This is a genomic window from Microbacterium sp. A20, assembly GCF_004794515.1.
Classification (GTDB): Bacteria; Actinomycetota; Actinomycetes; order Actinomycetales; family Microbacteriaceae; genus Microbacterium.
Map to the genome: position 1 here is coordinate 22,356 of NZ_SSDF01000083.1, position 23,582 is coordinate 45,937.

The window sequence follows — 23,582 nt, forward strand, 5'->3', positions numbered from 1 at the left end:
GTGCTGGAGCGGATTCAGAGTCCGACCATCTCGCACGACCCGGAGAGCATTCGCATCTGGGCTCGGGATCGAGCAGCGGCCGCTCCCCCGCTTTCGCAGCAGCAGTCGCTCCGGTTGCAGGGACTGTTCTCGGGAGGTCGTCACAAGTGACCGAGAAAGAAATCCGCCCCAGCGCGGAAAGCTCTGAGGCGGAAGAGACACTTGGCGGCGTCGCTTTCGATTCTACTGCTGACGAGGGACGCTCGGTCAGCTACGGAAGCGCGCAATCATCGCGTACGACAATCCCGTCCCTTGAGACTCTCATCGGGCGCACCGTGGTGGACTACCTGAACTCCATTGCGGACGAGCCTGACCTAGCTCTGAGCGCGATCCGGGACGGAGTTCTTGCGCGCATCAATGCCGAGATTCAGCTAGAGAATATTGGGCGACAGTCCACATCGGCACCGAAGCTGCTCCCCCACACCTGGCTGGACGAACTCTCTGTGGTGAACATCCTGCTTGCTCGATATCCGATCATCAAGGTCGACCTGACCAACGGTCACGGAAACGAGAAGCACGGGGTACTAGCGATCTACGAGGACTCCGGCGACCTCAACGGAATCTACAACACCGACGAGTCGCGACTCAGAAAGCTAATCAGCGACCTCCGTCCGTCCTTCAAGAGCTCGGCGATCGAGTCTGCCCTCAAACGTATGCACATCCATGCCCCCGTCCGGCGCCGCACGCTCGAAGCGCATCTGATTCCAGTCGCCAACGGCGTTTTCGACCACGCACGCCAGCGCCTACGCGAGTTCTCACAGGACTGGGTATTCCTCTCGAAAGTTCAATCTGCGTATGACGAACATGCTCAGAGCCCCCGCATAGCTCAGGCCGACGGGACCGAGTGGGAAGTCGAGGAGTGGTTCCAATCCCTTTCTGACGACGAAGGAGTCTCCGAGCTTCTATGGCAGGTCGCGAGCGCAGCTCTGCGGCCATTCGTCGGCTGGAAGAAATCGGCATTCCTCATCGGGCCCGCCGGAAACGGCGGAAAGGGAAGCTTCCTCAAGATGCTCAGCAACCTCGTTGGAGCGTCTGGGCACAGCGCAATCCCGCTGGCTGCCTTCGGTAACACCTTCAGCCTGGCCGCCCTGATGACGCGCAACGTCAATCTGGTCGACGAGAACGCAGTGGGAGTGTTCGCCACGAACCTCGACCCGTGGAAGGCATGCATCACCGGAGACATGATCAAGCTCGAGGAAAAGTACGAGCGTGCGGTCTACATGCGCTGGCTCGGCTTCGATATTCAGTGTTTGAACGAGACGAACCCCCGGGTCAAGGACAAGTCGCGGTCCATGCTGCGACGGATGCTCTTCGTTCCGATGGTCAAGAACTTTTCAGGGGTGGAGAACACGGCAATCCGCGATGTATACCTCAAAGACCCTGAGGTGCTCGCTTACGTACTCAAGCGCGCGCTCCACATGACTCACACCGCGTTCGATGTCCCGCTCGTATCGCAGCAAGCGAGCGAGCGCTGGTTTAGCTCGAACAATAAGGTCGCCGGTTGGTGGATGGAACACAAGGACCAGTTCGCCTGGGACCTGCTCCCCTGGGCGTTCCTATACGACGCGTATAAAGCGTGGCACTCGACGGTCGAGCCCAGCGGAATGGTCGAGGGACTCAATCAGTTCACGGAGTCGCTCCGAGAGCATCTCCGGGCCTCGGAGGAATGGATGCCCACTGCCACTTCGACGCGCCCCGGCGGGCGGATGGTGGAGCCAGAGCCCCTCATTGAGGAGTACAACCTCACGCGTTGGATGAATCCGACCTACACAGGCACCGACCCGCGGAGGCGCTGTGTGCCCGTGCTCAAGGCGAACTACAAGGGGTTGCTTCGTCGTATGGTCTCGACCGCGCCGCTGGACGGGCGAGACGACTGATGCATGTACCCATCGAGTCCCGCCGAGATGTCTCACCACGACCGGGCGGCGGCGTCCACCATTTGCGGGCGTCATCTCTCCCAAGCGGCACTGACGTGAATGTCGTCGCCGACGGCGATCGCAGCGATGCCTACGACGCGGTGTACTTGCGGGGGCGGGAACGAGGCTGCTGTCAGACCGTGTCCTGCCCGCGGCCCGGCCGCGCCATCGCCCTGCGGGGTCTCTGCCCCGCAGGGCGCCAGGAGCACCCCTCCGCTTACTTCGGCGGGTGGTGTTTTCCCTCACGTCAGAAGAAAGGTGTAGCCCCATACACTTCTGATCCCGCTTCGCTCGTCAGAAGCTCCGGCGGCTTTCCCGAGGGCTTCTCCTGTCGAGTATCCAAAACCAGGCTCCGTGGTCTGTTGCGTCGAGGACGGAACAGACCACGGACGAGGTCGAGAGGGGTGAAGCATGAGCTACACCATGACCTATGACGTGTCTCACAAAGTCAAGCGCGGAGGGCATGCGAAGGCCTTCTTCAGGCACATCGCGCGAGACGCTGACCAAAGAGCCGGCTTCACCTTTCCCCAGTCGAATCCGAACATTGTCCCGGAGAGAACTGCTCTCAACATGACGATGGTCAACGACGGCTCGGGCAGTGTGAGGCGTCTTAAATCCGTTGATGGCCGGCCGCCGTCGGACGAGCTCGATGACTACCTCAAGCAGCGCCTTGAGTCAGTCGGGAGGGCTCTTCGCAAGGACGCCGTCTTGATTCGCGGCGTCGTCCTCCAGCTCGATCCCAAGTGGTTCGCCGAACACGATGCCTCTTGGCGCGAGAAAGGGCCGAGCAAGGACTCCTACGCGTACATGGGAACGGCGCTGGATTGGGTTGTCGCCGAGTTCGGTGCGGACAACATCGTGGGGTTCTCCGTGCACCTAGACGAATTGCATCCAGCCCTGCACGCGGCAGTAGTCCCAATTACAGAAGACGGACGACTCTCCCAGAAGGACTTCTTCAGGGGGCCAGCCGATCTGAGGCGACAACACAAAGAGCTTCGCGCTGTGATGGCTGAAGCCGGCTACAACGTGGAGCACCGAGTTACAGAACGCTCGAGAGAACATCTCAGTAGCAGCGAGTTTCAGAGAAGAGCAGATTGGCTCCGTGACACCACCGGTGAGCTCGAGAAGGAACGGGAGGCGAGCGAATATATGCGTCGAAACTTGGCCGCCTGGGTTTCCGACCTCGATGATCGGGAGTCCGCCGTTCTCGAAAGGGAGCGAGAGCTGGCGGCTCGCAGGCTCGCAGCGGAGGACGCAGTCCGCGACGCGAATGAGACTCGACTCCAGGCGCAGCTTACTCAGCGAATGGCCGCGCGAGCGCGAGAAGATGCCGACGCGGAGAGCCAACGGATGCGGAACATCAATGCGCGCCTTGAGAGCGTCCCCGCGGACGTGGAACGGTGGCTGGACAAGGCGAAGGTTGGCGGTAAGCCACTTCGCGAGCTCTTTGACGCCGACATGGCAAAATCACGCAACACCCGGAGGGCGTTGCTCGAAAAGATAGAGAAAGACGCTCGACCAGAAGTCAAAGGGTTCGATCGCGAGAGATAACACGCTCGACGGCGGCTGGGCGGCTGGTGGCCGCGGGGTGACCACTAAACGGTCAGCCCGCGGCCACCAGCCATTTTCTCTTGGATCTTCGCATCTCCTGGGCGTGAACTGGCCATAGTATGGCCGGGAGACGGCCACCTCGCGGCCACACTAGGTGGCGACCACGGCCTCCATTGGACCTGCTCTCCACATTATGGTCGCGCGGTGGCCCACTCGTGGCCACTCGGGACGGCTGATCCAGAGCGATGAGTCCAGGATGACCGACTAAGAAGCTCACCGCCGCCAGCCAACAGGTTGCACAGAGTGCAGGCGGATGCTTCCTGGATCCCTCGAGGCTTGAGGGCGAGTTGGCGTGGCCAGCTGACGGCCCACCTAAGACAGGCGGCTCTCCTCGCTCATCGCCGGGCAAGCCGGTACAAGACCGTGAGAACTGGGTCAACCGCCACGCTTATCAGCCGTGTCGGTGGTCGTGAATAGGGTACCAATGATGACTAATCCCAGCGCGCGTCTGCTGCACACACACCTGTCTGATCTCGCTAGGATCGGAACACCCACAGGCGGACAAAAGTGAAGGTGATCACCCGAGTCAACGCCGTCCCCCTCTGGAGAGTCTCGCCCGACGGGCTCGAGCCTGTGCACGCGCAAAAGTTCAGCGTTGAGACGGACCTTGAGGACATGGTCGAGTCTGCGCCCGACATTCTCGGCGAAAAACTCCTAGTGATCGGGAGACAGGTCACGACACCGCTCGGCCGAGTGCTCGACCTACTAGCACTAGATGAGAACGCGTCGACGAAGGTCATCGAGCTCAAGAGGGACCGTGCGAAAGACGATGCGGTCGGCCAGCTTGTGGCGTACGGCGCATGGGCGGCGACGCTCGGTCGAGCTGAGTTGGAGCGCATCTTCAGCGACTACAGCATCCAGAGACGAGCAGTCGCTGGGACGCCGCCAGGCCTGAACGAAGCCTTCTTCGAAGTCTTCGGCGTGGCTCTGCCGCCAAGGGTGAATCAGACGCAGACGTTGACACTCGTAGCTCGGACAATCGACGCTGCGACGCTAGGCGCGGTCAGGTTCATGCGCGATAGAGATCTGCCGATCAGTGTGCACCTGGTAGGAAGCTACTCTGCGCGCGGCGAAACGTGGGTAACCTGCACCGAATGGATCGATCTCGACCCCGCGAGGGACAGACCGATCAGCTTGCGTGCCCAGTTTCAAGAACTCCACGTTGCGACAGTCGCTGCGGTCGAACAGGGTACAAGCCAACTCCTCGTGCAGCTCAGGAAGCAACAGCCACGACGAACCGGCCATGAGCGCCCGTTCTTTCGAAAAGGTACTCACGGCGACATCTTGTGCTTCGCCCTGTTGTACATGCCACGATTTACAACGGCATACGTTCCATATTCACTACTCGACGCGCTCTACGACTGGTGGGTCGACGAGCAGGCTGCGCTCGGTGTCGAGAGAGTCAAGCCAGCACACAACTTTCCTCATCAGCTAGCAATCGCCATCGAGCTTGCGGGCGGCTGGCGCAAGGAGCGAAAGTACTGGGACGAGGACCCCTCTTTGGTCAATGAACGCCTTCGATTTCTCGTGAGGCAATGGATCTTGCCCTCACGAGGCCAACTTCTGCGCGGCTATGCGCGCAATTAGAGCGGTGCTCGCGGGGGCGCGAATGACGGAGGTAGCCCGAGCGTAGCTCGGAGGACCACTCGAGCTACGGACTAGCTACACTCGTAATATAGCCTGACCTGGTGTTTTTGTACATGTAGCTTTGTAGCCGTATATCTGCTAGCCCTGTGAATGGAACAGATCATCAGCTCCCACCACCCGGTTCGCCAGAACGGGATGCACCGAGCTACATGGCTACATTGAACAGAAATACCAGTTCAGAAACGGATTCAACCTTTCACCGGTCCGCTACCCGGACGCTACCGCGGGCTACGACGGGCTCAACGACGGTGTAGAGGCCTCGATCTCCCCCACGGCGTACTCGGCGGTGTCCACGGTCCACCTGATGGCTCCCAGAGCACCCGCGCGCCGAGAGAGCGCAGGGCACGAGTCACAATCTTCCCCAGCAATCCCTTGCGCACCTCCGCGCGACTTCGCCGCGGAACTACCTGCGCGGCCCTCCCGATCGCCCAGATCGATCCTGTAGAGAAGCTGAGGATCGAGCAACTTTGCGTGGCGCCGTACTCCCTCGGTGATGGCTCACTGTCGTTGATCGCATCAAGACGTCCACCGCGGAGCAATCACTGAATTGGTGTCTGTTGTTCGCCGCGTATCGTCAGATCCTCCTTTGGTACCGTCATAAACGCTTGCAGGTCCGCACGATCGCGTTCATCGGGCAGAAATTCGCGGAGTAGATGTGCGAGGTGAGGCAGCGCACCATCCGGCCGAGTGTCGGTGAACTGCCATCTGGGATAGACCTGATCGCCCCGGCATTAAAGCCGAACAACTGCTCCGCAGAGTACAACTCCCGAACCCGATCGCGGCTGACCCGAAGCCTCTCGGCCGCCTCGGACTCGCTGAAGCTAGCAGCGATTGCCTTGAGCAAGGTTCGACTTTCGAGTTCTCGAAGATCCCCGCGCGCAACGCTCGCTTCCGTCGCCGCCAACTCCTCCGTTGCGAATTCTCCCACTCGGCGATCGCCCGGGACGGCCTCGCGTAGAAGCAGATTCGCAGTGAGCCGCAGCGCCTCAGCGATCCCTGCGCGGCAGTCTTCGGTAGCGATTGGGGAGAGCATGGCATCAACTGCGTCATCGATCGTCAAAGGTCGAACAGCGCTCATTCGAAACCCCTCCAACGCGAGTCTCGATCGAGCGTATGACGACTGTATCGTCGCGACGAACAGGGACTTCCAAGGCTCCTAGGTGATCCCCAACCGCAACCTGTTGCAGCAACAGCCTTCTAGCGGTCTACCGGAATCTCATCTCCGCGTAGCACGTCGACCGACAGGCCAAGTGTCTCCGTGCCATGTGTGGGCGCCTCGCGAACGACACAAAAGACCTCGCTATACCGCCTCGAGGGTAGTGACTGCCGTGACCCCAGTCACTACCCTCGAAAGCAACGGTCAATCGCTCACATACGGTACTGACGCTCGCAGCAGCGTCGGTGCTCTTGCTATCTGGATGCGGCAGCGAGCCGGCACCATCTGTCTCGGTGGAGGAGGCTGAAGTATCAACTGACGCCGTTCTCGTCGGGGCAGACGAAGCGCTCCGTAACGGTGACTTCGAGGCGTTCTGCCGCGAGTTCGCTGCAGATGTCACTATGTGTTTGAGTGACGTCGAAGCGTGGCAAGACGCGAACGGCCCGCACCCTCGATCGATTCTGTGTCGACGGTCTTCACCCCGCTGACGACGTCAACGCCGCGGGTTCGCTTCGAAGGTGAATTTGTAGACGGCTCATCGTTCACGTCAGAAACGGAAGCGGTACGAGACGACTCGAGTGACGTCATGCTCGTCAATCCGGTGTTCTGGATACCGCGAACGGTGCACCACGGGACGGGCCCTTCGGACCCAAGGACGCCCTGAGCGGCCGTCGTTCAGCAATCCGGCCGACCACCGCGCAGGACGACGTCACACCCCGGATAACGAGGAGAAGCATGACCGAGGACGAGCCGAACCCATGGGCTGAGATCGTCGGCCCCTGCTTCACCGTCGCACGCTTTGCCTGCACACTGGGCTGGACGGAGGCGGAGGTCCTTCAAGCAGGTCGGGACCTGCAGTTGTTGATGTTGCATACGTCCGACGACGCCTTGGTTTTTCCAGCGTTCCAGCTGCACGACGGCAAGCCTGTCGCTGGTTTGGCCGAGGTTCTCCAGGTCTTAAGGCCGGTGTCCAGGATGCCTGGACCTGGGCGCAGTGGTTGAACGTCGCGTTGCCCAACGAGGACCCGCCCCGCAACATCACGCTGCTCCACGAAGGGCGCCTCGAGGAGGCACTGCGGAACGCTCGACACGACGCCTGGTCATGGAGCCCGTGATGCCCACCTTGGGCTGATCCTCGGATCGTTCCCTGACGATGATGCGGGGCGCCCGCCTTCAGCGCTGCACGATGCATCGTGCCCATGCGTGGCTACTTCGAGTGGACGGGCGACAAGACCCCGAAGACCCCGCAATTCCTGCACGGCGATGGGCCGCTTTCGGCCGCGGGACTGACATGGTCGATGGAGCTGCCGTACGGCGAGAAGTCCCGTTGCTTCGTCGTCATCACCCTTGAAGCGCGCGACGCCAGCGGCGAGGTGCACGACCGGATGCCCGTATTCCTGACGCCAGACACCTGGGATGCCTGGCTCACGCCAGAGAAGCTCACCGGCGACCGGAAGACGGAGACTCTCGCCATGCTGGAGCACACCTCGAACGACGTCGCCTCCACCATCCGCGAGCACATCGTCGACCGTAAGGTCAGCAACAGCCGCACCGTCGACCCCACAAACCCGACTCTGCTGGCGCCAGTCGCCTGAAACATACCGATAGCATGACCACGAGAATCTGGTGTGCCCTCTGCGGGCGAGCACCACCACGGCTCGAGCAGCGATGTGAGGAAGACAACGTGTTTGAAGGGCCCCACCTCGCTGCTGTCGCTGACATCACGCATGCTGCTTTCCCGTTCCTCGACATTCGGACCATCCCGAAGGGCGTCGAGTTCGCGATGGAAGGGGGCTTCTACTGCCGGCTGATGCTCACCGGGAAGGTCTGGCGATTCGATTGGAGCCGACCACTCACAGCTGGCCCGTACGCTTCGGAATCACATCCCGTAGCTCGACGCGGTGAAGACCCAGAATGGGCAGTTGTGAACGTCGCCGAAGCTCTCATCGTCGCAAGCTCCGGTGGGTCGGCCCGAGAATTCGCGATCCGCACCCTCCGTGACCTCTCGGAAATGGCTCCCAGCGACTCAATCCGAACAAGCGCGTCCATCGCGCTCCATGCAGGATCTAAGCTCTGCGTCAACGACGTGGGTGGTGTGCCCTGAACCTCACGCTGCTCCGGCTATCGTCGGTGGCTACTCCCGCAACTTTCTGGGGAACGCGACGGCGTCACCCTTCTGAAGATGAAGGCGCTCGCTTGTCGTCAGCGTGACCACGGTGCCCACCCTCGTGTGTTCGATCCGCTCGATCTCGCCGTCCACGGGGACGCGACCGAGGTCGGACGCACTGAGCGTTTCCGCCTTCTTGAGGCCCACCCGCGCCGGCGGAGGTCCCTCCGGAACATCAGGGACGCATGTCCTGCAGCGCCGGTATCGACCGATTGTTGCGAGCTCGTCGACGCTGACATACGACGCCTGGTAGTAGCTTCGATGAGTGTCACCGCCGGGACCCACCAGCGCCAGCCCGTCCTCGTAGGTTTCTAGGATCTCAACGCCGCCGGACTGCTCGATACGAGCATCGCCGCGCACCTGATGTGGGATGGTGGGGCAGTCCTCCCTGTGCAGCACGCGGGGCGGCTCGCTGGTGTGATTCAGGATGAAGCGGGCAGTCTCGGGCACGACGCCATCCTCTCGCAGTGGTGAGAAGATCCCCAGCAGTCAGGGGCTCGGCGCTAGAGTCGCACCATGCCGCTGCCAACCCGCGTATCGCTGGGCGTGCTGATCGTGACGACTGCTCAGGTGTTCTGCGTGATCGAGTCGAGGTGATCCCGGTGGACCTCGAGATCACCGTCACCCCGCGCGAGACGCTCGTGTGGGCGCCGAGTGCGCCGACTGGTCAGGAGTTGCGCCGGGCTCTGCTCGACGAAGGCTACCTGGTGCTCGACGCGGACCCGTTCGAGGTGACCAGTGCCGGTCTCATCCCGGAAGGCGAGCACCTCGAGTTCGATCCCGCCCGGATCTTCAACGTCACAACAGGCCCCAACGCCAACGCCACGCTTCAGGCGCTAGTCGACTCTGGCCACACGCTCATCTGGCACCGCTGGCAGACACGGCTCGCGCGGAAGGCGTTGGGGGTCAGCATCGCGATACCGCGCAAGGGCCGGCCGCGCACCAGCGACATCGAGAGAGCCACGCACTTCGGCACGACCGTACGCGGCAACGCAGGCCGCGGCCTGAAGATCTCCCGCGACACCTACGCAACCATCAACAAGCGTTCTTCGATGCCTCGCTGGTCCCGAGATGACAGCCCGGAGGCGTGGGACCGGATGAACCACTACTTCGACGACGACGAGCACCGCATCCTCACCGACGAGTGGTGCGAAGCGCATCAGGCCGACGCCCTGGCGAACTTCGACATGAACATGGCCCACTTCGCCTCACTCGACCCAGTCGAGTTCGAAGCCACTCTGCAGCTGGCGCTCGACGGCCACCCGGACATGGTCGAGGTGACGGATCTCACTCAGTGGGCTGGCGTGCCTGGGGTCTACATCATGGTGCTCGACGAGTACCGGCAGGTCTACGTCGGTGCTTCGTCCGAGTCCGCGGGGATCGCCAAGCGTATTCGTCAGCACTGGACCAACCAGAAAGAGTTCGACCGCCTCATCTTCGGCAGTGTGGAGACATCGATCCTGTCGATCGACAGCTTCCGCGCCCTGGACACCACGCGCATCTTCGCCATGGAGACCACGGAGTACTTCGACGAGGAGATCTCGGTCCTCGCGCAGTTCCCGTCCAAGTTCGCGCTGAACCGCTTCATGGGCGGGAACGAAGCTGCGCGGTTCGCCGGCTTGGTCGGCGTCGACGCCGTGATGCGCACGCGCGACCTCCCCAAGCCCACCGAGGGTATCAACGAAGACGCCGTCATCACACAGAAAGAAAACACGTGACCGATCTCGACGACACCACCCGTCGCGCCCGACTGCGGAATGTCCGCGCAGCACTGGAAGAGCTTCACGCGGCGGCACTCGCCGAACGCGACGGACGCGTCTTCACGACGAAGGAAACACTCGACCAGATAGCAGGCGACCCCTCGAAGTGACGCCCTGCAGTGCGGCGGGGTCATAAGTCCAGGCGGAACCCCACTGCTTATGACCCCCGAGCAGACTTCCGCGGGATATCGCGGATCTCGTGTGCTCTCCCGCGCTCGATTACTGGGGCACTTCGACAGAACCCCCAGCAATCGAGCGAATCTGAGCGGTCGGGCAGACCGGCCTGTGGAGGGAATGTCGGTCGCTCGGCGGCGCCCTCACACTCTTGCCGGCGTGACCTCGACCCCGTTCGCTTCCCCGAATCCTGAACCACCTGCGGAGCGCGAGCGGTGCCGGGAGTGCGACCGAGGGATGGATTGGGTCCGCGTCCAGCTTGGATACCTCTGGCAGTGCTGGACCTGTGGTCGGATCCGCTTCCCTCGCGCCCCGGAGCAGTGACACAGGAGCGCCGTAGGGCCGGTGCTCCACTGCAACGTCCGCCCCACCCGATAGCTTGGGGCGGCCCGCCGAGCTCGGAGAGAACGGCTCGACTCGGCCAGCCAGAAACGCTACACCACCGGTTTCGGTGCTGTTGGGTTTCGGCAGGGGGTTACGGCGGGTCGGTCCTCGGCGTGTCGTGCCGTCGATCGAGATAATCGGTCAGCCCGCCGCAATCGATCGTTTTCGGCAGACCGATCGACTATGGGCCGAGGCCTCCAACGCGGTGCATCCGTCTCTCTTTAGAGCTGACCGAGCAGTTGCACGAACTCGTCGGCCATGGCGAGCTGCTCCGTGAGTTTCTGGCGACGCTGGTCGGCGCCGTCGCGGATGTCATCGATCCGGGCGCGCAACGCCACGTCGCTCGGGTCGACGGTGAGGGCGTCGACGACGTCGAGGAGTTCGCGCATCTCGTCGAGGGTGTATCCCAACGGTTTCATTCTGCGGATGATGAGGATGCGATCGACATCTTTCTCGGTGTAAAGCCGGAACCCGCCCTCCGTGCGCGCGGACGGCTGCACGAGCCCCACGTCGTCCCAGTGTCGAAGCGAGCGGAACGAGAGCGCCGTGCGCTCGGCCACTTCGCCGATCCGCATCGTCTCGACGGTCCTGTGTTCGTCTTCCACTGATTTCCCCACAACACTCACGTTACGTTAGAGTCTAGATCGGCGCGGCTCTCGCGCCCGCTCCCCTTATCTTTCCGTGTCGGCCTGACCGACGCCTGCGCACCGCTGCGCTCCCATTCGTTTCCCGCGCTCTCACGAGAGAGCCCAGCACCCGGAGGGCACATGACTGCCGTCACCCCCACCCGCGACTCCGCGTCGCGTTACCGCATCGAACCCACCGTCATGCAGGCGCTGCGCAGCCCGCGCCTTTTGACCCGTGAAGTCCTCGCGGGCCTCGTCGTCGCCCTTGCCCTGATCCCGGAGGCGATCGCGTTCTCGATCATCGCGGGCGTCGACCCCCGAGTCGGCCTGTTCTCGTCCTTCATCATGGCCGTCGCGATCGCGTTCCTCGGCGGACGCCCTGCCATGATCACCGCGGCCACCGGAGCAATCGCGCTCGTCATCGCGCCCGTCGCTCGTGAGTACGGCATGGACTACTTCATCGCCACGGTCCTGCTCGGTGGACTCATCCAGATCGTCCTCGCGTTGCTCGGGGTCGCCAAGCTGATGCGGTTCATCCCGCGCTCGGTGATGGTCGGGTTCGTGAACGCTCTGGCGATCTTGATCTTCACTTCGCAGTTTCCGCAGCTCATCGGCGTTCCCTGGCTGGTCTACCCGCTCGTCGCGGTCGGCCTGCTGGTGATGTATCTCATGCCGCGGATCACGAAGGTGATCCCGGCGCCACTCGTCGCGATCGTGCTGCTCACCGCGGCAGTCGTGGTCTTCGCGTGGAACGTGCCGAACGTGGGCGATCAGGGAGAACTTCCCGAGAGCTTGCCGGCGCTGTTCATTCCGAATGTGCCGCTCACCTTCGAGACGCTGCAGATCATCGCTCCCTACGCGCTGGCTATGGCCGTGGTCGGCCTGCTCGAGTCGCTCATGACCGCGAAGCTCGTTGACGACATCACCGACACCCACTCCCGCAAGACCCGCGAGGCACTTGGACAGGGCGCCGCGAACGTTCTCTCCGGCGCGTTCGGCGGCATGGGTGGCTGCGCGATGATCGGCCAGACCATGATCAACGTCAAAGCCTCCGGCGCACGCACCCGGATCTCGACCTTCCTCGCCGGCGTCTTCCTGCTGGTCCTCGTGCTCGCGCTCGGCGACGTGGTGGCGATCATTCCCATGGCAGCGCTCGTCGCCGTCATGATCCTCGTCTCGATTGCGACTTTCGACTTTCACAGCATCCGCCTGAGCACGCTCAAGCGCATGCCGAAGAGCGAGACCGCCGTCATGCTCATCACCGTCATCGCCACCGTCTGGACCCACAACCTCGCCGTTGGCGTCATCCTCGGAGTCGTGGCCGCGATGATCATGTTCGCCCGACGCGTCGCACACTTCGTCAGCGTCACCCGCACCCTCAGTGACGACGGCGACACAGCGCATTACGCCGTCGATGGAGAACTCTTCTTCGCCTCCAGCAACGACCTCACCACCCAGTTCGAGTACGGCGACGACCCCGACACGGTAGTCATCGACATGAGTCACTCCCACGTCTGGGACGCTTCCACCGTGGCCGCCCTCGACGCCATCGTCACCAAGTACGAAAACCACGGGAAGACCGTCACCATCCAAGGCCTGAACGACACCGCAGCAGCGTTCCACGGCCGCCTCACCGGAAACCTCGGCGCCGGGCACTGAGTCACGATTCACGCAAGAAGAAGGGGCGGCCTCGGGTCGCCCCTTCTTCGTCATCCACCGACGCCGCCGCTCCTCGACCCTCAAGCTCGGCATCGAGCGCGAGGCTCGGCCCTCCAGCGCGCCGAAACAGTCTGCCGAAACCGGCTTCCGGTGCACGTTTGCGGCACCCCTCGCAGAGCAGAATACGAAATCACGCCGTAAACGATCGTTTTCGGCACTCCACAACTACGGAGTATGCCCTTCGTCAGATGAGACCCACCGTAGGCTCAGAGGATGAGCACGGGTCAGGTGTTGCGCATCCCGTTCGAGTCGAAGGGGTTTGCAGGCGTCGTCACTGTAGACACGGTGACGAGCACGAACATTTCGCAGACTGGGCTGAACGCCCTTCTGAACGATGTGCCACACGAACGGCTCATCGGCTACCCGATCATGACGGCAACCGTTGAGCATGCCGGCTCCGGCTACAACGCTGTGTTCGCCTGGGTTCAGTTCGTGGAGATGACCCCCGCAGATGAATCGCCCTCGACAGCGTTCTTGGACAATATGCCGAGCCTGAACCAGCAGGGTCCTTTCAGTTCGCTTGGGTTTCTGCCGACGCTGTTTGACGCCCCCGCGAATCCCAACGCGCCAGACCTTCAATGGCGCGCCCATTCATATCTTGTCCGGTTCTCTGTTTACGAACCGCGAGTGATCACGCCGATTGCAGCGTTCCAATGGGGGTACGACCTATGCGCGGGAAAGCCCAGCGTCGTACATGCGACCCCTCTTCCCTGGCAAGACATGCTGCGCTGGACGAGCTCGCTGCCTGACTCGTTAGGCGGTTGGGACGTTAACGTAGCTCCCGACGCTGACTAGTGGCGAGCTCCTAGCGTCGCTGTCACCCGCACGCTCAGCCGAAAACCTCTGCCGCTTGGTGGTTACGCCGCGCGTTTTCGGCAGGCCTTCCGTTGCACACGCCAGGATCGCGCCGTAAACGATCGATTTCGGCTGCGATCGCGGCTATTCTCCGGGGGATCCCGTTGAACCACATCTCCGACATTTCTCGAGCTTCGGAGTGAGAGAGTGAGAGCGTGGAGATGAGGCGGAAGGGCAGAGCGGGCGCGATGTTCCTCTGCGCAATCGTGGCGACGACAACATTCACAGGATGCGCTGTCGAATACCATGGCTATCCCAGCGGAATAGATGGTGTGCTCTGGCGACAAGTCGCATCCTTCGAAGATCCTCTATCCCAGCGTCTCTACAGTCCCCCAGTTGATGGTCCGACGGCTTACCTCGACACCCTTCCTGGCGCACGGTGGGATGGCGACGCCCTCTCAGCGGCTGAGTTCGAGATCGAGCAGGGTGGCATCGTCCTCTACAACATCTCTTCGACGGATGCCTTCGCTCACGTCTCGGTGTTCGTCGCCTCAGGACCACGACCGGCCATCCCGACCGATGATGGCTATGCCTACAACGGGCCAAGCGAGGTTTACACCTGCTACGACGTGAGGGCCGATTTTCGCTCGCAGCCAATGCCGTCAGCAGAACGAGACATCCTCACGAAGTGTCCAACACCCCTCGTGGAACTCTTAGCCGAGGATGCCGCATTTGCTAGTGGTGAGGTGTTCGACGGGTAGGCATCGACTTTTTCCGTCCGCCGGCGATCAACGGGAGCTGCCGAAAGCGCCTGCCGAAACGCGCTTCCGGCGAACGTTAGTGGCACCCTCGAAAGCGCACGACACCTGACCTCACCGTAAACGATCGTTTTCGGTGGGCTAAGGCGAGCAGGTTTGAACAGTCGGGGCGGGCATCTGGCGACCCCGCCCCGACTGTGCATCGCGAGGCAGTGCTCGAGCGATGCGGTGGCGTGCTGTGCACGCAGGTACGTGCTCGTGGGGGCGAGCACGTACGTCTCAGGGCTGCACGACGGGGAGGCCTGTCGTGGCGGCGGCGTCTTCCAGGGAGCCGAGGTTGAGGAGGTCGGTGAAGCCGGCCTGCTTCATCAGGTCGATGGCGACTCCTGCCCGGTTACCTGAACGGCAGTAGACGAGGTAGGTGGCTTCGGGGTCAAGGTCCGGCAGCGCAGCTTGGAGGTCGCCGCCCGTGACGTCGAGCAGGAGGGCGCCGTCGAGGTGGCCGGTGGCGCGCTCGGCGGGGGTGCGCACGTCGATGATGACCGCGTCGGGGCCGAGGTCAGCCTGTGGTGTGGGTGTGCTGGCGCAGGAGGTGAGCGTGAGTGCGGTGATGACGGCGAGGGTGGTGAGGGTTAGGCGGCCCATGTGCGTCCTTTCGTTGTGAGGGAGCGAGAGTGTCAGCGGTCGCAGGCGCCGTTGGCGCAGTGGCGGGTGGGCTGCCTACTGAAGCGTTGGTGCAGGGCACATCCCGCGCACCACCCGAGGGTGGCTTCTAGGAGCAGGACTGTGAAGCAGACTCCGCAGAGCCCGAGAGTCACGGGTAGCGGGACCATTCCAGCGCTCATCGTCACGCACGAGATAGCAGCGAGACCGAGGGCGAGCCACCAGGCGAAGACCTTCTGCGGCGCGCCCACCCAGTGCCGACGGCGGCGGCGTGTCAGAGCACGGCCGAGGGCGAGAGTGAGGGACAGCCGGTCGCTGATGAGTACGCGCGTCGTCATGTCGAGGAGGAAGAACATGCCGAACATCTGCAGCGGCCTGATGCTGTCGGAGGCGAGCGTGATGGTAAGGGCGGTGATGCCTATGGCGAGGAGGATGCCGGCGGCGATGCGGACGGCGTGCTCGTCGAGGACGGGCACCTCGTATCCGTCGACGTGTTCCCCGGTGCGGGGCGCGGTGTCGGTCGCGTGAGGCATGGGCTTCTTTCTGGTGGTGGTCAGGCGGAGAGCGTCTGAATGATGAGGGTGGCGAGCATGGTCAGCCCCACGGCCAGCACCAGAACCCCGAACCCGGTGCGGATGCCGGCAGCCGGGAGGCGATGCGACAGTGCCAGACCGATGAAGGATCCGGCGACGGCGAGCGCGGTGAAGGTGAGGACGATGGGCCAGTGGATGGCCACGGTCGTGATCTGGGTGAGGAAGCCGGCGGACGAGTTCACGGCGATGACTAGTAGCGATGTCCCCACTGCAGCGGCGATGGGCTGGCCGAGGAAGGTGAGGGCGGGGACGATGAGGAACCCGCCGCCTGCTCCCAGTGCCCCTGTGAGGACTCCCACGCCGAGTCCCGTACCTGTCGTTCGGATTCCACGGACGACCGGCCGCGTCGGAGGGCGCGCCGCGCGTTCTCGTCGCGGCCGCATCATGGCGATCGCTGTGACGATCATGATCGCCGCGAACAGAACGGTGAGCACGGTTTCTGGTAGCAGCTGACCAACCATCCCGCCACCGATTCCCCCGATCAAGCCGGTCGCCGCGAAGACGCCGGCGACTTTCCAGCGCACCTCGCGTCGGCGCACACGGAAGGCGGCGGAGACGGCGCTGGTGATAGCGACGACGAAGAGAGAGGAGACGATCGTCTCCCTCGTTCCGATGCCCAGGACGAGGGAGAAGATGGGGAAAGTGAGGATGGAGCCCCCGCCGCCGAGGAGCCCGAGTGCGACACCGACAAGGGCCGCGAGAGTCATCGCGAGGATGATGGAGGTGTCCACTCGAGCTCCTCGGCCGCTCAGGCGGCCGTCGGCCGAGACGGCGTCGCGGCGAGCCAGGCGTTGTAGCTGCCTTCGATCTCGATGACGTCGAGGCCGGCCCGGCGCAGGGCGCTGGCGGCGACGCTGTTGCGGACGCCGCTCTGGCAGTAGGTGAGGATCTTGCCGGCGGGCAGTTCGTCGGTGTGCCAGAGGGCCCGACCACCGGAGAGCTGCGCGGCGCCGGGGATGTGCCCGGCGTTGTACTCGGTACGGTTTCGCACGTCGAGGAGGAGCGCCGCGTCGACCTGGTCCAGGTCGGTGGGGGCGATCGTCTTGGGCTGCACCGTGGGGAGGCCATCGAGTGTGGTGATGAACCCGTCGACCTGATCGATGCCGACCCGCAGCAGATGATCCCGGAACCGGGCCGCGGCGTCCCCCGAGTCGATGATGAGGACGAGCGGCCGCGTCTCGGTGTCGGGGTCGTAGACCCAGGCGCCGTAGCTGGCTGCTTTCGCGACTCCGGGCACGTTCAGCGCGCCCTGAACAGTGCCCTCGTGCACGAGGGAGTGGTGGCGGGTGTCGACCATGATGACCCGGTCGGCGTCGATGTCGGCGTCAAGATCGAAGACGCTGCGCTCGAGGAGCGGAGGAAGTTCGCCCAGCACGGCCGGTCCGACGCGGTTCTGCCGCTTCATTCGTGCGAAGTAGGCGTGTGCGTCGGGCTGATCGTTCAACAGCGTGTCGATGAATCCCTGCTCATCGCCGGCCTCGAGGTAGGGAGCCCACCAGGCGAAACGCCGCTCGTATCCGACTGTCGAGCTTGGGACGGCGCCGAGCGCCTTGCCGCAGGCGGACCCCGACCCGTGCGCGGGGAGCACCTGCACGTAGTCGGGCAGGGTGAGGAAGTGGTCGCGGAGGCTCGCGAATAGATCCCGTGCGCCGTCGAAGCGGGTGTCGATGCCGCCTGCGGCCTCGTCCAGCAGGTCCGGGCGTCCGACGTCCCCGACGAACACGAAGTCACCGGTGAGGACATAGCCCGGCTCGGAGGTCGTGGCGCCGTCGATGACGAGGAAGGACAGGTGCTCGGGGGTGTGCCCGGGAGTGTGGACCGCCTCGACCGTGATGTTGCCGACCGTGATGCGGTGACCGTGCATTATCCGGGTGGCGTCTTGGAACCCGACACCGTACTGCCAGTCCGGGCCGCCCTCGCCGGAGACATACATCGTCGCCCCGGTACGGGCTGCGAGCTCGCGGGTGCCGGAGAGGTAGTCGGCGTGGATGTGGGTCTCGGTGACCGCGGTGATGGTCATGCTGTTCTTCGCGGCGAGGTCGAGGTAGACCTGGATGTCGCGGCGCGGGTCGACGACGATCGCTTCACCGGTGCGCTGGCAGCCGATGATGTAGCTGGCGTGGGCGAGGTCGTCGTCGTAGAGGCGTTCGAGGAGCATAAGGGTCTCCGTCGCTTTCTTCTGGGTCAGTGCGTGCAAGTGCAGCGCTGGGATACGGGGACGCCCGCGAGGGCTTGTTCGATGTGCTGGCCGCAGCCGTCCCAGGTGGGCTTGCCGCAGGAGGAGCAGGTGATTCGTGCGCACATGGTGCCAGGTCCTTTCAGGGGGTAGCGGTGTTGGCGAGCTGGCGGCGGACGTCGTCCATGTCCAGTTCGCGGGCCTTCTCGATGAGCAGCTCGAGCTGCGGTTCGGCAAGAGCTCCCGGCTGCCGGTAGACCAGGACGCCGTCGCGGACGACCATCAGGGTCGGAATCGAGGTGATGCGGTGGGCGGAGGCCAGAGCGGTCTCGGCCTCGGTGTCGACCTTCCCGAAGAGGATGTCGGGGTGCCTGTCGGATGCTGCATCGAATACCGGGGCGAAGGCCCGGCAGGGTCCACACCACTCAGCCCAGAAGTCGATCAGCGCGATGCCCTCGGCGTGGGTGAGCTGTTCGAAGTTCCCGGTGGTCAGTTCAACAGTTGCCATCGCCGATCACCGTCCGAACAGGCGGGCGAAGAAGCCACCCCGCTGAGACTGGGCGGCCTGGACTTCGGCACGGGTATGGCTGCCATTGCACCAGTCGGATGCGGGCACGGATTTCCGCACGGATGCGACGTGCTGACCGCACCCGGTCCAGGTCGTCTTTCCACAGGTGTGGCACTTCGTTGCTCTGCACATACGCTGATCTCCTTGCTCGGCGATACCCCGGGGAGTATCAGTTCATGTGAATACGATACCCCAGGGGGTATAGTGGTTGTCAACTCGACGGAAGGACCACCCATGACCGACACCCTCGTCACCGGCGACCCGCTCGTCCACGACCCCGAAGCCAAGCGCAAAGTCGTCAACCGCCTCAAGCGAGCTCAGGGCCAGCTGGCGGCGGTCATTACGGCCGTCGAGGACGACGCGCACTGCCGCGACGTCGTGCAGCAGCTCTCCGCCGTCTCGAAGGCCCTCGACCGGGCCGGATTCCTCGTGATCTCGACCGCGCTGCGGGAATGCCTCACCGATCCGGACGCCGACGACGTCACCTCCCCCGCCGAGTTGGAGAAGCTCTTCCTCTCCCTGGCCTGAACCGGTCAGGCCCGCTCCTCGGGGCCCTCGCCTGGTGACCTGGGAGGAGTTCGACGATTCCCGTGTCGAACACCGTTAGTCTTCCCAGGGCGCTGTTCGCATGGGACCGGCGCTGAACAATGATGTGTTGAAGCATTCACAGTGATGCCAGATGAGGAGCGGTGCTTCGTGCTTTTGACGAGTCTTCCCAGCCCCCCACCGTCGTGGGCACAGTTCACCCTCGGGCCGCTCACAATCCACACCTACGCGCTGTGCATCATCGCCGGGATCATCGCCGCCGTGATCATCACCCAACGACGCCTGTCGGCACGAGGCGCGGAGGACGGCGTGGTTGTCGACATCGTCATCTGGGCTGTCCCGATCGGCATCATCGGAGCCCGGTTCTATCACGTGTTCACCCACGTCGGGGACTACTTCTATCCGGGCGCGAACCTCGGGAACATCTTCGCCATCTGGGACGGCGGCAACGCCCTCTACGGGTCCCTCCTGGGCGGCGCTGTCGGTGCGTACATCGGCTGCCGACGAACCGGTATCCGGCTGTGGTCCTTCGCCGACGCTCTCGCGCCCGCGATGCTCATCGCGCAGTCCATGGGTCGGATCGGCAACTACTTCAACCACGAACTCTTCGGGCTGCCCACCACGCTGCCGTGGGGGCTCGAGATCCTGCCGACGGACACCATGTTCCCGGACGGCCTCCCGGCCGGAACGCTGTTCCACCCGCTGTTCCTGTACGAGATCATCTGGAACCTGATCGGCGTGGCGATCATCCTCCTCCTCGAGCGCAGATACCGGTTCCGGTGGGGACGAACCTTCGCCCTCTATATGATCTGGTACGGCCTCGGACGCAGCTGGCTCGAGGCCATCAGGATCGACCCCACCAGCGACGCCCTGTTCGGCATCCCCGCGAACGTCTGGGCATCCGTCGTCGTCGTCGCCCTCGGCATCGCGCTATTCGTCGTCCAGGGGCGACGACACCCCGAACCCGAACCCTCCGTGTACCAAGAAGGACGCGCGCCAGCGGTGGAACATCAGCCCAGCAGCGCAGACGAGAGCTGAACGCCACCCACACCTCCAGCTGTCAGCTAGTTCTGTCTAAGCGATCACGGACACAACGCCTCTTGACGTGGTGCGCCGAAAATCCCTGCCGAGAGGGGTTTCCGAAGATCGTTTGTGGCGCCTCATAAGGAGCCACCGGGCCAGTGACGCCAAAACGATCGTTTCTGGTGTGACGGACGACGGCATGCGGAAGATCATCCGGGTTACCCGACCCGGTTTGCGCCGGGCGTACGCTGATGGTCTCGATCGCGGAAGACGGGACGACGACCATGGGCGACTCGGCACAGGGGCCACGCGGTTCGCTGCTCTATGTTGAAGATGATGCGGAGATCGCTGCGCTGACCGTCGAAGTGCTGGAAGAGGTGTACGACGTCGAGCATGCCGCGGACGGCGAGACCGCGCTCCGGCTCGCGCTGAGCAGGCGATACGACGCCATGGTGGTCGATCGACGCCTCCCCGGCATGGACGGCGTCGATTTCATCTGTGCCGTGCGTACCGCGCACATCACGACGCCGGTCCTGATGCTGACCGCGCTCGGCACCGTGGACGATCGTGTCACCGGTCTCGACGGCGGAGCGAACGACTACCTGGTGAAGCCGTTCGATTACGACGAGCTGCTGGCGCGCCTTCGGGCGCTGCGACGCGCGTTCAGGGCTGATGGGGTACGTCGACGCCTCGGCGAGTGGGTGTTCACGCCGGACGCCCAGGCCGCGTACGATCCATCTGGAATCCGAGTGGCGCTGACGGCGACGGAGAGCGCGCTCCTGGAGCTGTTGAGCACCAGCCCCGAGCACGTGTTCAGTCGGGACGAGATCCTCCGCGCCGTGTTCCATGAAGGAGATACGACGAGTTCGGTGGACACGTACGTGCACTATGTGCGGCGCAAGACGTCCCCCGACATGATCGAGACCGTCCGCGCACGCGGCTACCGCGCGGGAACACCGTCATGAGCGACGCCGATAATCGACGCGTGCGTCGCGCAGCGCTATCCATCGGACTCTGGGTCGGAGTCTCGTCGGGTGTGATCGTCGCGATCGGCATCGGCGTGCTGATCGCGGTGGTGCTCTCAACGTCGCGCCGCGAAGGCGAGGAGCACGGCGGCGGCTGGTTCGGCGGTCCCGCCGGAACGCGGGACGACTTCATCGTCGACATCGACGTGATCGTTCCGGCCGTGATCATCATCGGAGTGATCGGCGTGGTGCTGCTCGGGGTTGTCGCCGCGGTCGCCGCTCGACGATCGGTCCGCCCGCTCGGGGAGGCGCTGCGTCGGCAGCGAAACTTCGTGGCCGACGCGAGCCACGAACTGCGTACGCCGCTGACGGCGCTGACGAGCCGTATCCAGGTGTTGCAACGCCGTCATGACCGAGGCGAGGACCTCGGAGCGGGTCTCACCAACCTCCGGCGCGATGCGGACATGATGGCCGACGTGCTCAACGACCTGCTCATCGCCGCGGAAGGAGAATCGTTCGCCGACGGGAACGCGGACGTCGCGACAGCGGCGGCGACAGCGGTCGCAGCGATGACGACGAGCGAGAAGCGCTCCGAGGTCTCGCTCGCGATCACCGTGGATCAGGAGGTGAAGGCGCAGCTGCCGGAAGTCACGCTCGTCCGCATCCTGGTCGCGCTGCTCGACAACGCCGTGCAGCACTCCCCGGCGCGAGGTACCGTCTCGATCCGCATCGCGCGGGACGCCCGCAACGTGACGGTGCGCGTCATCGACGAGGGCTCCGGGATCGAAGGCATCTCGCCCGAGCAGGTCTTCGAGCGCTTCGCGCGTCCGCGCGAGAGTGGGCGCCCTCGCAGCTTCGGTCTCGGACTCTCACTCGTGCGAGATGTCGCTCGCCGTGCCGGAGGGTCCATCGAGGTCGAACGGTCGACAGCATCCGGCACGACTTTCCTGCTCACACTGCCGGCTCATCCCTGAACGAGTGCGTCTCCTCCGATCGGATGCGAACCGACCGTCGTCGTCTGCACGTCCACCATCGTCGTGCCGAGCCAGCGGGTCACGCGACGATCAGCATCGACGACGATGCCGGTGCGCGACCCCGCAGCCGCGATCCACGAGCGGTTCGCCGGGCCGGCCACCACGGCAGCGGTCGCCCAGACGTCCGCTTGCGTGAGACCGTCGGTCACGATCGTGGCCGACGCGGTGCCTGTCGCGGGCCTACCGGTGCGCGGATCGAGGATATGATGCCCGCGCTCCGCCGTCCCTGAGGTCGCCACCGCACCGTTCACCACGTCGACCACCGCGATCAACTGACCGCGGTCGTGCGGGTCGGCGATTCCCACCGGCCATCGCCAGTCGGCTCCCTCGGCTGTGAACAGCTGCAGGTCTCCTCCGGCGTTGATGCCGACCGCGGTCGCGGCAGCCAGCAGCGGCTCGAGGTGCCGACGGCCCGCAGCTTCCACCGCCCAGCCCTTGACGTATCCCGTCGGGTCGAACCTTCCCCGCCACCGGGCGGAGACCAGGCCGCCAGTCTCCTCTTCGGCGCGTTCGCAGGCATCCGCGACCAGCGCCACCCTGCTGTCAGCGTCGGCGATGGAGAGTTCACCGCGACGGATGCGGCTGATGTCGGAATCAGTGCGATATGTCGAGAAGACCCGGTCGATGTCACGCAGTTCGTCGAAGCATGCTCGCACTGCCCGGTCGGCGCCCTCGTCGGTCATTTCCCCCGGAGCAATCAGATGGATGCTCATCGGAATGCCCATGATCTCCTCGACCCAGACCCGCGTCACCTCATTCGCGGTACGCATCAGCTCTGCGCCTGGTCGATCGCGCTCTGCAGCGACGAGAGGTAGCCACCGCTCGTGTATGTGGCACCGGACACCATCTGGATCTTCGAGCTCTGCGCCTGGATCGTCTCCGAGACGAGCCTCGGGATCGCGGTGCCGTTGATCTGCCGGTCCCGACCGTTGCTGTTCGGGTAATCGACCGCCTGTGCGTCCGTGATCTGTCCACCGGAGACGGTTATCTGCACCTGCACCGGCCCGTAGCGGGTCTGCGATGATGCGCCGGTGTAGGTTCCGTCGGCGAGGCCGGTGCCAGACATGGTTCCCGAGTTCGTCGATGTGGTTCCCGAGCCGCTCGCGCCGGTCTCGGCGGTCGTCAATGAACTGCCCGCTGTCGCCGCACTGGCGTCGGTCGGGGTGACCGCCTCCAGAGACGTTCGGTAGCTGAACAGCAGCACGAGTCCGCTGACGGTCGCGAGCAGCGTGTAGAGGATCTTCTTCATGGCCGTCTCCCTG

25 protein-coding genes and 1 pseudogene are annotated in these 23,582 nt (G+C 63.9%); 15 read left to right on the plus strand and 11 right to left on the minus strand.

Features of this window, described 5'->3' with window-relative positions:
• The first annotated feature begins 146 nt into the window (after positions 1 to 146).
• From DW298_RS12935 to DW298_RS12945, 3 genes are all read left to right on the plus strand, one after another.
• Positions 147 to 1,916, plus strand: coding sequence for a phage/plasmid primase, P4 family (locus tag DW298_RS12935; protein WP_136042886.1), 1,770 nt, complete (start codon positions 147 to 149; stop codon positions 1,914 to 1,916).
• Between the two features lie 450 nt (positions 1,917 to 2,366).
• On the plus strand, positions 2,367 to 3,506 hold the full coding sequence (locus DW298_RS12940) for a plasmid recombination protein (protein WP_136042887.1): 1,140 nt from the start codon (positions 2,367 to 2,369) through the stop codon (positions 3,504 to 3,506).
• A gap of 567 nt (positions 3,507 to 4,073) precedes the next feature.
• The gene (locus DW298_RS12945; RefSeq protein ID WP_136042888.1) at positions 4,074 to 5,153 is read left to right on the plus strand and encodes an endonuclease NucS domain-containing protein; all 1,080 of its coding nucleotides are present in this window, start codon (positions 4,074 to 4,076) and stop codon (positions 5,151 to 5,153) included.
• A 655-nt stretch (positions 5,154 to 5,808) separates the two neighbouring features.
• Here the strand turns inward: DW298_RS12945 and DW298_RS12950 are convergent.
• The gene (locus DW298_RS12950) at positions 5,809 to 6,291 is read right to left on the minus strand and encodes a hypothetical protein (RefSeq protein WP_136042889.1); all 483 of its coding nucleotides are present in this window, start codon (positions 6,289 to 6,291) and stop codon (positions 5,809 to 5,811) included.
• Positions 6,292 to 7,104: 813 nt separating this feature from the next.
• Here DW298_RS12950 and DW298_RS12955 point away from each other — a divergent pair.
• From DW298_RS12955 to DW298_RS12965, 3 genes and pseudogenes are all read left to right on the plus strand, one after another.
• Positions 7,105 to 7,371, plus strand: a complete 267-nt coding sequence (locus DW298_RS12955) for a hypothetical protein (protein WP_136042890.1) — start codon at positions 7,105 to 7,107, stop codon at positions 7,369 to 7,371.
• Between the two features lie 179 nt (positions 7,372 to 7,550).
• A pseudogene (locus DW298_RS12960) lies at positions 7,551 to 7,964 on the plus strand (SOS response-associated peptidase family protein); the annotation flags it as partial.
• A 14-nt stretch (positions 7,965 to 7,978) separates the two neighbouring features.
• Positions 7,979 to 8,473, plus strand: a complete 495-nt coding sequence (locus DW298_RS12965) for a hypothetical protein (RefSeq protein ID WP_136042892.1) — start codon at positions 7,979 to 7,981, stop codon at positions 8,471 to 8,473.
• A gap of 30 nt (positions 8,474 to 8,503) precedes the next feature.
• Here the strand turns inward: DW298_RS12965 and DW298_RS12970 are convergent, their stop codons facing one another.
• Positions 8,504 to 8,986: a hypothetical protein gene (locus DW298_RS12970; RefSeq protein ID WP_136042893.1), complete on the minus strand. Its 483-nt coding sequence runs from the start codon at positions 8,984 to 8,986 to the stop codon at positions 8,504 to 8,506.
• A gap of 152 nt (positions 8,987 to 9,138) precedes the next feature.
• Here DW298_RS12970 and DW298_RS12975 point away from each other — a divergent pair, with 152 nt between their 5' ends.
• Positions 9,139 to 10,254, plus strand: coding sequence for a hypothetical protein (locus DW298_RS12975; RefSeq protein WP_136042894.1), 1,116 nt, complete (start codon positions 9,139 to 9,141; stop codon positions 10,252 to 10,254).
• Complete coding sequence (locus DW298_RS19375; protein WP_168429487.1) at positions 10,251 to 10,406, plus strand: hypothetical protein; 156 nt, start codon at positions 10,251 to 10,253, stop codon at positions 10,404 to 10,406. Before DW298_RS12975 ends, DW298_RS19375 begins: the two co-directional genes overlap by 4 nt.
• 669 nt (positions 10,407 to 11,075) lie before the next feature.
• On the opposite strand, the gene DW298_RS12980 is transcribed toward DW298_RS19375, so the two are convergent.
• Positions 11,076 to 11,429, minus strand: coding sequence for a MerR family transcriptional regulator (locus DW298_RS12980; protein WP_042538356.1), 354 nt, complete (start codon positions 11,427 to 11,429; stop codon positions 11,076 to 11,078).
• Between the two features lie 192 nt (positions 11,430 to 11,621).
• Here DW298_RS12980 and DW298_RS12985 point away from each other — a divergent pair, with 192 nt between their 5' ends.
• From DW298_RS12985 to DW298_RS12995, 3 genes are all read left to right on the plus strand, one after another.
• Complete coding sequence (locus DW298_RS12985; protein ID WP_136042895.1) at positions 11,622 to 13,139, plus strand: SulP family inorganic anion transporter; 1,518 nt, start codon at positions 11,622 to 11,624, stop codon at positions 13,137 to 13,139.
• Positions 13,140 to 13,412: 273 nt separating this feature from the next.
• Positions 13,413 to 13,994: a hypothetical protein gene (locus DW298_RS12990; protein WP_042538244.1), complete on the plus strand. Its 582-nt coding sequence runs from the start codon at positions 13,413 to 13,415 to the stop codon at positions 13,992 to 13,994.
• A gap of 215 nt (positions 13,995 to 14,209) precedes the next feature.
• Complete coding sequence (locus tag DW298_RS12995; RefSeq protein ID WP_136042896.1) at positions 14,210 to 14,755, plus strand: hypothetical protein; 546 nt, start codon at positions 14,210 to 14,212, stop codon at positions 14,753 to 14,755.
• Positions 14,756 to 15,031: 276 nt separating this feature from the next.
• On the opposite strand, the gene DW298_RS13000 is transcribed toward DW298_RS12995, so the two are convergent.
• The 6 genes from DW298_RS13000 to DW298_RS19670 all read right to left on the minus strand — a co-directional run bounded on the left by DW298_RS13000 (position 15,032) and on the right by DW298_RS19670 (position 18,884).
• A complete protein-coding gene (locus DW298_RS13000; RefSeq protein ID WP_042538246.1) occupies positions 15,032 to 15,397 on the minus strand; it encodes a rhodanese-like domain-containing protein in 366 nt (121 codons plus the stop codon).
• Positions 15,398 to 15,429: 32 nt separating this feature from the next.
• On the minus strand, positions 15,430 to 15,948 hold the full coding sequence (locus DW298_RS13005) for a DUF4395 domain-containing protein (RefSeq protein WP_042538248.1): 519 nt from the start codon (positions 15,946 to 15,948) through the stop codon (positions 15,430 to 15,432).
• Between the two features lie 20 nt (positions 15,949 to 15,968).
• Positions 15,969 to 16,739, minus strand: a complete 771-nt coding sequence (locus tag DW298_RS13010; RefSeq protein ID WP_042538250.1) for a sulfite exporter TauE/SafE family protein — start codon at positions 16,737 to 16,739, stop codon at positions 15,969 to 15,971.
• Between the two features lie 17 nt (positions 16,740 to 16,756).
• Positions 16,757 to 18,166 carry an MBL fold metallo-hydrolase gene (locus DW298_RS13015; RefSeq protein WP_042538252.1) on the minus strand — a complete coding sequence of 470 codons (1,410 nt, stop codon included), beginning with the start codon at positions 18,164 to 18,166 and terminating at the stop codon, positions 16,757 to 16,759.
• Positions 18,167 to 18,326: 160 nt separating this feature from the next.
• On the minus strand, positions 18,327 to 18,692 hold the full coding sequence (locus DW298_RS13020; protein ID WP_042538256.1) for a thioredoxin family protein: 366 nt from the start codon (positions 18,690 to 18,692) through the stop codon (positions 18,327 to 18,329).
• A 6-nt stretch (positions 18,693 to 18,698) separates the two neighbouring features.
• Positions 18,699 to 18,884, minus strand: a complete 186-nt coding sequence (locus tag DW298_RS19670) for a hypothetical protein (RefSeq protein WP_074731942.1) — start codon at positions 18,882 to 18,884, stop codon at positions 18,699 to 18,701.
• Between the two features lie 102 nt (positions 18,885 to 18,986).
• On the opposite strand from DW298_RS19670, the gene DW298_RS13030 reads away from it, so the two are divergent.
• The 4 genes from DW298_RS13030 to DW298_RS13045 all read left to right on the plus strand — a co-directional run bounded on the left by DW298_RS13030 (position 18,987) and on the right by DW298_RS13045 (position 22,260).
• Complete coding sequence (locus DW298_RS13030; RefSeq protein WP_042538258.1) at positions 18,987 to 19,280, plus strand: metal-sensitive transcriptional regulator; 294 nt, start codon at positions 18,987 to 18,989, stop codon at positions 19,278 to 19,280.
• Between the two features lie 168 nt (positions 19,281 to 19,448).
• Positions 19,449 to 20,336, plus strand: a complete 888-nt coding sequence (lgt, locus tag DW298_RS13035; protein WP_052492873.1) for a prolipoprotein diacylglyceryl transferase — start codon at positions 19,449 to 19,451, stop codon at positions 20,334 to 20,336.
• A 269-nt stretch (positions 20,337 to 20,605) separates the two neighbouring features.
• A complete protein-coding gene (locus DW298_RS13040) occupies positions 20,606 to 21,286 on the plus strand; it encodes a response regulator transcription factor (RefSeq protein ID WP_042538358.1) in 681 nt (226 codons plus the stop codon).
• Positions 21,283 to 22,260, plus strand: coding sequence for a HAMP domain-containing sensor histidine kinase (locus tag DW298_RS13045; protein WP_042538261.1), 978 nt, complete (start codon positions 21,283 to 21,285; stop codon positions 22,258 to 22,260). Before DW298_RS13040 ends, DW298_RS13045 begins: the two co-directional genes overlap by 4 nt.
• Here the strand turns inward: DW298_RS13045 and DW298_RS13050 are convergent.
• The gene (locus tag DW298_RS13050) at positions 22,251 to 23,090 is read right to left on the minus strand and encodes an FAD:protein FMN transferase (protein WP_052492863.1); all 840 of its coding nucleotides are present in this window, start codon (positions 23,088 to 23,090) and stop codon (positions 22,251 to 22,253) included. The two genes, DW298_RS13045 and DW298_RS13050, sit on opposite strands and share 10 nt — an antisense overlap.
• The gene (locus DW298_RS13055) at positions 23,090 to 23,569 is read right to left on the minus strand and encodes an FMN-binding protein (RefSeq protein ID WP_042538263.1); all 480 of its coding nucleotides are present in this window, start codon (positions 23,567 to 23,569) and stop codon (positions 23,090 to 23,092) included. The genes DW298_RS13050 and DW298_RS13055 overlap by 1 nt, the downstream gene beginning before the upstream one ends.
• Positions 23,570 to 23,582: the final 13 nt, after the last annotated feature.